Below are 11251 nucleotides of genomic sequence, written 5' to 3'. Positions count from 1 at the left end.
CGTTCACCGGGCATGACAGCTATGACCCCCGGCTCGAACATTCCCCTCCCCGTCGCCCGAGTGACGGTGGACGTCTCCGCCCCGGTGCGGCTCGACGTATCGGGCCTGCTGCTCACCGCCGACGGCAAGGTGCGCTCCGACGACGACTTCATCTTCTACAACCAGCCGACGGGACCGGGGGTCACCTACCGGTCGGGCGGCGGTACGGCGCCGGACGCGATCAGCGTCGACACCGCCGCCCTGCCCCCCGGCATCGAGAAGATCGTCGTCACCGCGAGCCCGGACGCCGCGGGCCAGACCTTCCAGGGCATCGAACCGACGGCCACGATCCGCAACGCGGACGACAACAGCGAGCTGGCCACCTTCACCCCGCCGCAGCTCGGCACCGAGACGGCACTGGTCGTCGTGGAGATCTACCTGCGCAACGGCGCCTGGAAGGCCCGTGCGGTGGGGCAGGGGTACGCCAACGGCCTGGCCGGGATCGCGACGGACTTCGGCGTGACGGTGGAGGAACCCGCCCCGGCGCCGGTGGCACCGCCGGTCGCGCCCGCGGTGCAGACCCCGGCGGCCCCGCCCGCCCCGCCCGCCCCGGCCGTGGACCCCCGGCTCGCCGCGCCGCCGGCGCCCGCCGCTCCCCCGGCGCCGCCGGCGCCGCCCGCTCCCGGCGCCGGGAAGATCAACCTCGACAAGGGCCGGGTCAGCCTCCAGAAGAACCAGACCGTCTCCCTGGTCAAGGGCGGACGGCCGCTGCTCTCCCAGGTCAAGATGGGCCTCGGCTGGGAGCCGGCGTACCGCGGCAAGGACATCGACCTCGACGCGTCCGTCATCGCCTACGGCCCGCAGCGCAACCACATCGACAGTTGCTACTTCGGCAAGCTGTCCATCGTCGGCGGCGCGATCAAGCACTCCGGCGACAACCTCACGGGCGAGGGCGGCGGTGACGACGAGGTGATCGTCGTGGACCTCGGCCGGCTCCCCCAGGAGGTCACCGGTCTGGTCTTCACCGTCAACTCCTTCTCCGGCCAGAAGTTCACGGAGGTCGCCAAGGCGTACTGCCGCCTCATCGACGCAGCGAGCGGGGAGGAACTGGTCCGCTTCGACCTCACGAACGCGGAGGCGCAGACGGGCGTGATGATGGCCAAGCTGATCAAGCAGTTCTCCGGCGAGTGGGAGATGACGGCGATGGGCGACTTCGTGAAGTCCCGCACGGTGCGCGGGATGGTGAAGCCGGCCGCCCAGGCGCTGTAGCCGGGGAACGGGTCGCGGGGAGCTGATCACACAGCTCCCCATGACCCGGGCAGCAGCCGCCGGCCTCCCGGCTAGAACAGCGCGCTGTACCCGTTGAGCGCGGGCTGCCCGCCGAGGTGGGCGTAGAGCACCGTGGACTCCGCGGCGATCTCCCCGCGCCGCACGAGGTCGATCATCCCGGCCATGGACTTGCCCTCGTACACGGGGTCGGTGACCATCCCCTCGGTGCGGGCGGCGAGTCGCATCGCCTCCAGCGTGGTCTCGTCGGGGATGCCGTAGACGCCCGCGTGGTAGCGCTCGTCCAGCTCCACGTCCTCCTCGGTCAACTCCTTCCGCACGCCGATGAGCTGCCCGGTACCGTGGGCGATCCGCGCGATCTGCTCCCGGGTGGCGACAGGCTTGGCGGAGGCGTCGATACCGAGGACGCGCCGGGGCCGGCCACCCGCCTCCTCCAGCGCCCGGAACCCGGCGACCATGCCGGCCTGGGTGGACCCGGTCACCGAGCAGACCACGACCGTGTCGAAGAAGACGCCCAGATCCCGCTCCTGGTCGGCGACTTCGTAGGCCCACGCGGCGAAGCCGAGACCGCCGAGCGGGTGGTCGGAGGCACCGGCCGGGATGGCGTACGGCGTGCCGCCCGCCTCCTCGACGTCCCTGAGCGCCTGCTCCCAGCTCTCCTTGAAGCCGATCCCGAACCCGGCCTTCACCAGCCGTACGTCGGCCCCGGCGAGCCGGCTGATCAGGATGTTGCCGACCTTGTCGTAGACGGCGTCCGGCCAGTCCACCCAGCTCTCCTGCACCAGCACGCACTTGAGCCCGGCCCGTGCGGCACAGGCCGCGACCTGCCGGGTGTGGTTGGACTGGACGCCGCCGATCGAGACGAGGGTGTCGCAGCCCTTCGCGAGCGCGTCGGCGACGAGGTACTCCAGCTTGCGGGTCTTGTTGCCGCCGTACGCGATCCCTGAGTTGCAGTCCTCGCGCTTGGCCCACAGCGCGGCTCCGCCGAGGTGCGCGGTCAGGCGTTCGAGGCGGTGGACGGGGGACGGCCCGAAGAGGAGCGGGTAGCGGTCGTAGGACGAAAGGGGCATGGGGTCCTCCCGGGTGGGTCGCTGGGGGCTCAGTCGCTGTCGGCGAGTTCGGCCAGTCCCCGCCAGATCTCGGCGGTGACCCGGACGGCCTCGGCCACGTCACCGGCCGCGCAGGCCTCGATCAGCCGGTCGTGCAGCCCGGCCGAACGGCAGGTGCCGCCCTCACCGAAGCGCCGGCGTTCGAGGCGGCGGATGAGGGGGGTGTAGCGGGCGGCGGTGGCGGCGGCCGCGCGGTTGCCGCTGACCCGGACGAGCACGTCGTGCAGGTCGTCGTCGGCGCGCAGGGCCTCGTCCACGTCCCCGGCGGTGACGGCGGCCGCGAAGCGTTCGTTGGCCGCGCGCATGGTCGCGATGTCGGCGGCGAACAGCCGTGGCACGGCGACCCGTGTCACCAGTTCGTGCATGGCCCCGACCACGGCGGCGGCGTCCCGCACCTCGGCGGCGACGACCTGGGTGACCCGGGTGTAGCTCTGCGGCTTGCTCTCCAGCAGCCCCTCGTCGACCAGCCGCGCGAAGGCCTCCCGCACGGGCGCCCGGGACAGCCCGAGCCGCTCGGCGAGATCGGCGTCCCGCACCACCGCCCCGGGCTCGATCTCCCCGGCCACGATGGCGTCCCGGATGGAGGCGTATGCCTGGTCCCGGAGCAGGGTGCGGGTGAGTGGTCGTATGGCCTTCACGAACTGAAATGTTAGATGTTAACCAGCGGGCATACAAGGGGCTCGGATGCAGGGCAGGGTGGGGTGCCGGTCAGCGGCCTGCATTCCCGCCAGGCCGCCAGACCTCCTGGTACCGGCGGCTCTGCTTCTGGCGTACCGGTTGAACACGTGGATTGTTCAGGTGTTGGTAATTGGGGGTCAGCGCATGGCAGTTCGGGCACAGCAGACGCACGTCCTCCGGACGGTTCTTCGTCCGGTCGCCACCGATATGGTCCACATGCAGTGGCACTCGCCCCGAGACCGGATTGACTTCGGCCCACCCACACTTCTCGCAGCGCTGCCCTCTCAGCAGGACGAGTCCCTGACGTACTCGCCCATCAGGTCTGCCGTCTTCTCGCGTGCCGCTGATCTCACCCGCCTGCCACGCGGCCAGCCACCGCGCGAAGGTGCCCGTGCGCTCGTAGCGGTCGTCGTTGAAACACTCCCAGGAGCAGTAAGGTCCGGCGGAACGGGGGCGCCGCCGTGTGGTCCCGCAGCGGAGGCACGGCGTGGGCCCCACGTCGTGCCTCCGCCTCCCGCCTGCGCGTCACGTTGGCACAAGCACGGCCGCAATGAACCGCGCCACGGGTCAGCACGGGCTTTCCGCACTGAGGGCACTGCGGCTTGGGCCTTCTGCGCGATTCGGCTCGTTGTCGCGCCGTCCCCAGGAGACTGCAGACGTTGCTGCAATAGCGTCTACGCGCATTCCTTACCGGCACACCGCACTGCTCGCACGACTTGGACATGCAGGGAAGGTATGTCCGGCACGCCGCATCATCAGCCGATTCGCACAGGCCCACCCGGACGAGTGATCCTTAGTTCTAGCGCTTCTGCCGCTTCCACGGCCCAGTGATCGCCAGCATGATCCCCGGCGTCTGGATGTTGGCGTACAGGGTCCTTCCGTCGGGTGAGAAGGTGACGCCGGTGAACTCGCTGTACTCCGGCTCCTCTTCGGTGCCGATGTTGAGTTCGTTGCGGGCGATCGGGTAGGTGCGGCCGCTCTCGGTGGCGCCGAACAGGTGCTGGACGCCCTCGCCGTCCTCGGCGATGACGAGGCCGCCGTACGGCGAGACGGTGATGTTGTCGGGGCCGTCGAAGGCGCCGTCCTCGGACGGGTCCGGGTTCACGCCGAGGAGGACCTTGAGCGTGAGGGTGCGGCGCTTGGGGTCGTAGAACCAGACCGCTCCGTCGTGCTGGACGGGGCTCTCGGTGCGGGCGAACGAGGAGACGATGTACGTGCCGCCGTCACCCCACCACATGCCTTCCAGCTTGCGGGCGCGGGTGATCTGGCCGGCGCCGAACTGCTTGCGGACGGAGGTCGTCCGCGCGTCGCGGTCGGGCACGTCCACCCAGTCGACGCCGTACACCGTGCCGATCTTCGTGGCGCGGGAGAGGTCGTCGACGAACTGGCCGCCGGAGTCGAAGCACTTGAAGGCCTGGAGGGTGCCCGCGTTCTCGGCGAGGGTGCGCAGTCGGCCGTGGCCGTGGCGGAAGCCCTCGGGCGGGGTCCAGCGGTACAGCAGACCGTTGGGGTTGGAGGCGTCCTCGGTGAGGTAGAGGTGCCCGCGCTTGGGGTCGACGACGACGGCCTCGTGGGCGTAGCGGCCGAGCGCCTTGATGGGCTGGGGGTTCCGGTTGGCGCGGCGGTCGCAGGGGTCGACCTCGAAAACGTAGCCGTGGTCCTTGGTGAAGCCGTTGGTGCCGGCCTTGTCCTCGGTCTCCTCGCAGGTCAGCCAGGTGCCCCAAGGGGTGTTGCCGCCCGCGCAGTTGGTGGCGGTGCCGGCGATGCCGACCCACTCGGCGACCTTGCCGCCGGGGCGTACCTCGACGACCGTGCAGCCGCCGGCCGCGGCCGGGTCGTAGACGAGGCCCTCGGTGAGCGGCACCGGGTGCGGCCAGTCGGCGCGGGGGCCGGCGAGTTCGTGGTTGTTGACGAGGAGGGTGGTGCCGCGGGGGCCGTCGAAGGTGGACGTGCCGTCGTGGTTGGAGGGGGTGAACTCGCCCGACTCCAGCTTGGTCTTCCCGCTGTAGGTGATGATCTTGTACTTGAATCCGGCGGGCAGCGCGAGGATGCCGTCGGGGTCGGGGACCAGCGGCCCGTAGCCGACTCCGCCGTGGGCGCCCGCGGTCTGCGCGCCCTCGCTCTCGACGTCGGTGGCGGCGAGGGCGTTGGGGGCGGTGGCGAGGGCGCCGACCGTGCCCGCCAGCGCGACACCGGCTCCGGTGAGCGCGGATTTCGCGGCAAAGTCCCTGCGGGTGAGCGACATGGTGTCTCCTGAGACGGTGGATGAACGCCGTGGAGGGTGGGGGACCTCGGGTCGGCGCAACCGTCTCGCCCATGTCTGAACACCGGTTGAACAGCGAGAGGATTCAGTGGAGCAGCTTCAATGAAACAACCAGGGCCGCGGAGACCCGGTCGGGGGCGCGGGGAACCGCGCGACCAGCCACGGTTCACCCGCACTCGACCGACCGGCCTCAACCCCCCTGCTGCGAGCGCGCCTTGAACGCGGCCTTGCGAGCCTCCTTGGCCACCTTCTTGTCGGGATGCAACCGCCCCATCGCCTCCAGCACGTCGGCCGTGGCAGGATGGTCGACCTTCCAGGCCGCCGCGAAGAACCCGCTGTGCTGCTGGGCCAGCCCCTCCACCAGCCCCTGGAGCTCCTCGGAGTGCCCTTCCGCGGCCAACTGCGCGGCCAGGGTGTCCACCGTCAGCCAGAACACCATGTCCTGGGAGGGCGCGGGCACGTCCCCGAACCCCCGCTCGACCAGCCAGACCCGGGCCAGCCCGCCCAGCTCGGGGTCGCCGAGGACCTCCCGCAGGGCCGGTTCGGCGACCGGGCCGACCAGCGACAGGGCCTGCTGGCAGCGCAGCCTGCGCAGCGGTGCCCCGGCGTCGCTCCCCCGGGCCGCCGCCAGCAGCTCCCGTGCGGCGGCCAGTGCCTCACGCCGGTCCAGCCACTGCTCGGTCTCGGCCTGGGCGGCCGAGGGCGGGAACGCGGCGGTCCCGTCGAGCAGCGCGTCCGCGCCCTTGTCGGCGAGGTCGCCGACGGCCGGTGCGGCGATGCCCGCCTCCAGCAGCCGGGACCGCAGTCCGTACAGTCCGAGCGGGGTCAGCCGGACCATGCCGTACCGGGAGACGTCGGTGTCGTCGACGGCCGCGGCGGGCTCCTCGTCGGCGTCGGCCATCAGCGCCTCGTCGACGGGCTGGTACTCGACGATCCCGATCGGCTCCAGGACGCGGAACTGGTCGTCCAGCCGCATCATCGCGTCGGACACCTGTTCAAGGACGTCGTTGGTGGGCTCGCCCATGTCGCTCGGCACGATCATCGACGCCGCGAGGGCGGGCAGCGGCACCGGCCCGTCGCCGGGGCCGTCCTCGCTGACCGTGAGCAGGTAGAGGTTGCCGAGCACCCCGTCGAGGAACTCCTGCTCGGCCTCCGGGTCCCAGTCCAGGGCGGCGAAGTCGACCTCGCCGTTCTCGTCCAGGGCGTCGACCAGGTCGTCCAGGTCCGGCACGCTCGCGTCGGCCAGCGCCGTCTCCAGCGCCGTCAGCCACACGCCGAGCACGTCCTGCGGGGAGCCGGAGAGCAGGGCCAGGTCCTCGCCCGTGGCGACGGTGCCCTCCTCCTCGTCGAGGATCTCGACGAGCCCGGTGTCGACGGCGACCCGCCAGGCCTCGCTCGCGAGGGCCGCGGCCTCGTCCCCGGTCAGGTCGAGGTGGGCGGCCGCCGCGGGCAGCAGTTCCTCGACGAGTCCGCCCCCGGCGTCGACCCGCGTGTCCTCGCCGGCCCAGCGGGCGAGCCGGGCGGCCCGGGCGAGCAGCGGCGTGGACAGGGCGTCCCGCGCCAGCTCCGCTTCGGGGTGCAGCCGCACGGGCGGCAGGGGGGAGCTGTCTGACATCGGCTGGTTCTCCTAGGACGCGTCGTGCCACTCAGCCGCTCAGCGTAGACGGATATCCACCTATGCCGCCCGGTTCATCTCCCCGACAGGGTGCGTACATGGCTGAAACCTTGACAAGTGGCCTGACCAGGCAGGAGATTGACGCGCGTAGAAATCCCGGCGGACACCTGTTCACCGTATTTTCTACGCGCGTCGCCACCGCCCCACAGGTCGCGGCTCCCACCGTTCCACGTTCACCCTCGTCCCGGCGTCTACGTTCGTCCCCGGAGGGATCCCGTTGCCGAGCAAGAAGTCCGCGCGTCTCGCCGCGCTCACCGTCGCCGCCCTGTCGGCGGCCTCCACCGTCGCCCTCGTCTCACCCGCGCACGCGGCCACCGTGAGCATCCACGACATCCAGGGCGCGACCCGGATATCCCCGTACGCCGGGCAGAAGGTCACCGATGTGGCCGGAATCGTCACCGGCGTGCGCACCTACGGCTCCTCCAAGGGGTTCTGGATCCAGGATCCGAACCCCGACGCCGACCCGGCCACCAGTGAGGGCGTCTTCGTCTTCACCAGCTCCACCCCGAAGGTCGCCGTCGGTGACGCCGTCACCGTCACGGGCACGGTCTCGGAGTACGTCCCGGGCGGCACGTCGAGCGGCAACCAGTCGGTCACCGAGATCACCAAGCCGACCGTCACGGTCGTCTCCAGCGGCAACGCGGTCCCGGCCGCCACGGTCGTCGACGCGAAGTCGGTACCGGCCGCGTACGTCCCGGCCGGCGACCCCGCCGCGGGCAACTCGGTCAACGGTCTGACCCTGGAGCCGAAGAAGTACGCCCTGGACTTCTACGAGTCCCTGGAGGGCATGAACGTCCAGGTCGCCGACACCCGCGTGGTCGGCGCGACCGACCCGTACACCGAGCTGTGGGTCACGGTGAAGCCGCGCGAGAACGCCACCCGCCGCGGGGGCACGCTGTACGGCTCCTACGACGCGCAGAACACCGGCCGGCTCCAGATCCAGTCGCTGGGCTCGACCTCCGCCTTCCCCGTCGCGAACGTCGGTGACGTGCTCACCGGCTCCACCGCGGGCCCGCTGGACTACAACCAGTTCGGCGGCTACACCCTGGTCGCCAACGAGATCGGCACGCTGAAGAGCGCCGGTCTCACGCGGGAGACCACGCAGAAGCAGAAGAACGGCGAGCTCGCGGTCGCCACGTACAACGTCGAGAACCTCGACCCGTCAGACGCCACCTTCGAGGAGCACGCCTCCGCGATCGTGAACAACCTGAAGTCGCCCGACATCGTGTCGCTGGAGGAGATCCAGGACAACAACGGCGCCAAGGACGACGGCACGACCGCGGCCGACGTGACGGTCACCAAGCTGATCGACGCGATCGTCGCGGCGGGTGGCCCGAGGTACGACTGGCGCTCGATCGACCCGGCCAACGACACCGACGGCGGCGAGCCGGGCGGCAACATCCGCCAGGTGTTCCTCTTCAACCCCGAGCGGGTCTCCTTCACCGACCGGGCGGGCGGCGACGCCACCACGGCGGTCGGGGTCACCAAGGTCCACGGCAAGGCGCAGCTCACGGTCTCCCCGGGGCGTGTCGCCCCCACGGACGAGGCCTGGAAGTCCAGCCGCAAGCCGCTGGCCGGCGAGTTCGTCTTCCGCGGCCGCACGGTCTTCGTGATCGCCAACCACTTCAACTCCAAGGGCGGCGACTACGGTCTGACCTCGGCGACCCAGCCGGTGCCGCGCAGCTCGGAGGTCCAGCGCCACCAGCAGGCGACCCTGGTCAACGCCTTCGTCAAGGACATCCTCGACACACAGAAGAACGCGGACGTCATCGCCCTCGGCGACATCAACGACTTCGAGTTCTCCGACACCGCGAAGATCCTGGAGGGTGACGGCGAGCTCTGGTCGGCGATCAAGTCGCTGCCGAAGAGCGAGCGTTACACCTACGACTACCAGGGCAACCAGCAGGTTTTGGACCAGATCCTGGTCAGCCCGTCGATCCGGCGCGGCTGCGACTTCGAGTACGACAGCGTGCACATCAACTCGGAGTTCAACGACCAGATCAGCGACCACGACCCGCAGGTGCTGCGCTTCAGGCCGTAGTCGGCAGGGGAGGTCAGGCCTGGCCGAACACGCCGTTCAGCCAGGCCTGCCACTCGCTCTCGCACTCCTTGATGTCGCTGTCCGCCGAGAAGTCGTGCAGGGAGATGCCGACCGGGTGGCCCCAGTGGTTGCGCCCGAAGACGCGGGTCATGCCCCGCTCGGTGCGCAGCCCGATGAAGTAGGTGTTGCGGAAGTCGACCACGGCCTCGAAGGTGTCGGGGCCGTGGACCGTGACGCGGGTGCCCGCGGCCACGTCCTCGCCGACGCCGAGCGCCCGGCCCACGACGGCCAGGGCGTCCGGTGCCTTGGACGCCTCGGGTCCGTCGAAGGTCGCGAAGGCGGCCGGGCGGGGCGCGAAGTGGGTCAGGTACTCGCGCAGGGTGTGCAGATAGAAGTCGGTGTGCTTGGCGGCGCCGTCGTACTGGTTGTCCCAGTCGTCGACGAAGATCCCGCTGTGGACGTAGCGCACCCAGGCCCGCCGGCCTTCGTCACGGGGTTCCACCGTGTAGTCGAGCTGGTTGAGGGTCTGCTGGGAGATGCCGTCGACGTCCTCGACGCGGTTGGTGTAGCGGTGCGGCGGGTCCCAGGCGATGACCTTGGACCCGAAGGGGCCGGTGCCGCCGACGCGCGGCTCGGGCGGCTCCATCGGCCACAGGTAGCCGCCGGTTCCGGTGGTGATCGCCTCCCACACCTGCTCCGGGGTGGCGTCGACCTCGAACTCGCGGGCGATCTCGAACTCCTTGGACATGATCTACTCCAACTCGGTCTGCTCGGTGGGTTCGCTCTGCCTGAGCGTGGGATGGACCGCCACGACGATCCGGTGGTCCCGGCCGCCCTCGGCGTCCGGGGCGTCGTACTTGCGGATCAGGGCGGTGACCCCGGCCGTCAACTCCTGGATGAACGCGGCTCGTTCGGCGGCGGAGGCGAAGCGCACCTCGCCGTCCAGCGCGTAGGTCGCCAGCCGCTTGCGGGCCTTGGCCGCCCCGGTGATCAACTGGCCGACGTCCCGCACCAGCCGGGCCCCCAGCGCCAGCAGCCAGCGCGCGGAGAGCTGGTCGCGGAAGCGGTCGGGGTCGGGCTGCACGGAGGCGAGGGCGAGCGGTGAGATCACGTACGAGGCCGCGGTCGCCCGCATCAGCCGCTCGGTGACGTTGCCCTTGCGGCGCTCGCCCGCGAGCTCGACCAGGCCGTGCCGCTCCAGCGCCTTGAGGTGGTAGTTCACCTTCTGGCGGGGCAGCCCGACCTTGCCGGCGAGCATGGCGGCCGACGCGGGGCCGGCCGCCAGCTCGGCCAGCAGCCTCGCCCTTATGGGGTCCAGGGAGACGGCTGCGGCCTCGGGGTCCTCGATCACGGTGACGTCCAGCATGCGTCCACCGTCTCACCGAAAACTTTTTTTGTCCAGGCAATCGAAGTGTTCGGTGGAAGGACTGGTGGAAGGACTATTCGGGAAGCAGGGCGAGGGCGTGGTCGTACCGGCTGACCACGCTGCTCTTCAGCCCGGGCCAGGTCTGCACGCGCTTCCAGCGGTCCGAGGCCGAGCCGATCCCGTCCCCCGGGGCGGCGAGCGCGTCGAGGTGGGCCTGGGCGCTCTCCCACTCGGCGTGGTTGAGGACGCGGGTGCCGTCGGTGCTGAGGTGGAAGTGGGCGCCGATGCCGCCGGGGTGCGGGTTCGGCTCGTGCTCCAGCGCGTCGATGACGGCGTCCACCCAGGCCCGCTGCCGGTCGGGGTCGGGACCGTCGAACTCGATGTCGACGATCACTGTGCAGCCCGGCACCCGCAGGTCCCCGTCCCGGACGACGCTGCGGTGATGCCGGTAGCGGCCGAGTCCGAGCCGCTCGATGTGGGGCACGGCGGTGTCGATCTCGTCGACGCGCTCCAGCCGCTGCGTCCGCGCGAAGGCCTCGTACGCCTGCTCGTCGGTCCACTGCGAGTAGTGCAGCAGGCTCGCGGTGTCGTGTCCGGTGTAGACGTGGTAGGCGAGCAGTCCGTCGGCGGGCCACGGCCGGCGTTCCCAGGCGGCGGCGACGGCCTCGACGGCCTGTCGTTGGCGCAACGGGTTGCCCACCCGCCAGGTGCTGAAGAGGGACGCTCCCACTCCGGGACGGGCGAGGTCGGGATGGGTGTCGGTACGACGGGTCATGCGTGAGGTCTCCTCGGTTCGCTGGTCGACGTGTTCGTCGGCCAGCCTCCGACCTCAACCAGGATTCAGGTCAAGTCG

General features: G+C 70.8%; 9 protein-coding genes. 2 read left to right on the top strand and 7 right to left on the bottom strand.

Annotated features, from left to right (window positions below):
* The first annotated feature begins 21 nt into the window (after positions 1-21).
* Complete coding sequence (locus ACZ66S_RS29750) at positions 22-1248, top strand: TerD family protein (RefSeq protein WP_469904734.1); 1227 nt, start codon at positions 22-24, stop codon at positions 1246-1248.
* Between the two features lie 71 nt (positions 1249-1319).
* Here ACZ66S_RS29750 and ACZ66S_RS29745 read toward each other — a convergent pair whose 3' ends face one another.
* The 4 genes from ACZ66S_RS29745 to ACZ66S_RS29730 form a co-directional block, all read right to left on the bottom strand.
* Positions 1320-2336, bottom strand: coding sequence for a 1-aminocyclopropane-1-carboxylate deaminase (locus tag ACZ66S_RS29745; protein WP_469904620.1), 1017 nt, complete (start codon positions 2334-2336; stop codon positions 1320-1322).
* Positions 2337-2365: 29 nt separating this feature from the next.
* Positions 2366-3013, bottom strand: a complete 648-nt coding sequence (locus tag ACZ66S_RS29740) for a GntR family transcriptional regulator (protein ID WP_469904619.1) — start codon at positions 3011-3013, stop codon at positions 2366-2368.
* A gap of 839 nt (positions 3014-3852) precedes the next feature.
* On the bottom strand, positions 3853-5298 hold the full coding sequence (locus ACZ66S_RS29735; RefSeq protein WP_469904618.1) for an alkaline phosphatase PhoX: 1446 nt from the start codon (positions 5296-5298) through the stop codon (positions 3853-3855).
* Between the two features lie 208 nt (positions 5299-5506).
* Positions 5507-6931 (bottom strand): hypothetical protein, encoded by a 1425-nt coding sequence (locus tag ACZ66S_RS29730; protein ID WP_469904617.1) that lies wholly within the window; start codon positions 6929-6931, stop codon positions 5507-5509.
* A 277-nt stretch (positions 6932-7208) separates the two neighbouring features.
* Here ACZ66S_RS29730 and ACZ66S_RS29725 point away from each other — a divergent pair, with 277 nt between their 5' ends.
* Positions 7209-9032 (top strand): endonuclease/exonuclease/phosphatase family protein, encoded by a 1824-nt coding sequence (locus ACZ66S_RS29725; RefSeq protein ID WP_469904616.1) that lies wholly within the window; start codon positions 7209-7211, stop codon positions 9030-9032.
* A 13-nt stretch (positions 9033-9045) separates the two neighbouring features.
* Here the strand turns inward: ACZ66S_RS29725 and ACZ66S_RS29720 are convergent, their stop codons facing one another.
* The 3 genes from ACZ66S_RS29720 to ACZ66S_RS29710 form a co-directional block, all read right to left on the bottom strand.
* Entirely contained in the window at positions 9046-9780 is a 735-nt protein-coding gene (locus ACZ66S_RS29720; RefSeq protein WP_469904615.1) for an SRPBCC family protein, read from the bottom strand.
* Between the two features lie 3 nt (positions 9781-9783).
* On the bottom strand, positions 9784-10398 hold the full coding sequence (locus ACZ66S_RS29715) for an ArsR/SmtB family transcription factor (RefSeq protein WP_469904614.1): 615 nt from the start codon (positions 10396-10398) through the stop codon (positions 9784-9786).
* A gap of 73 nt (positions 10399-10471) precedes the next feature.
* On the bottom strand, positions 10472-11173 hold the full coding sequence (locus ACZ66S_RS29710) for an antibiotic biosynthesis monooxygenase (protein ID WP_469904613.1): 702 nt from the start codon (positions 11171-11173) through the stop codon (positions 10472-10474).
* Between the last annotated feature and the right edge of the window lie 78 nt (positions 11174-11251).

The organism is Streptomyces sp. NPDC107471, from assembly GCF_055582845.1.
Note: the sequence above shows the minus strand (reverse complement) of the source record. Positions and strands in the feature narration are given on the sequence as shown.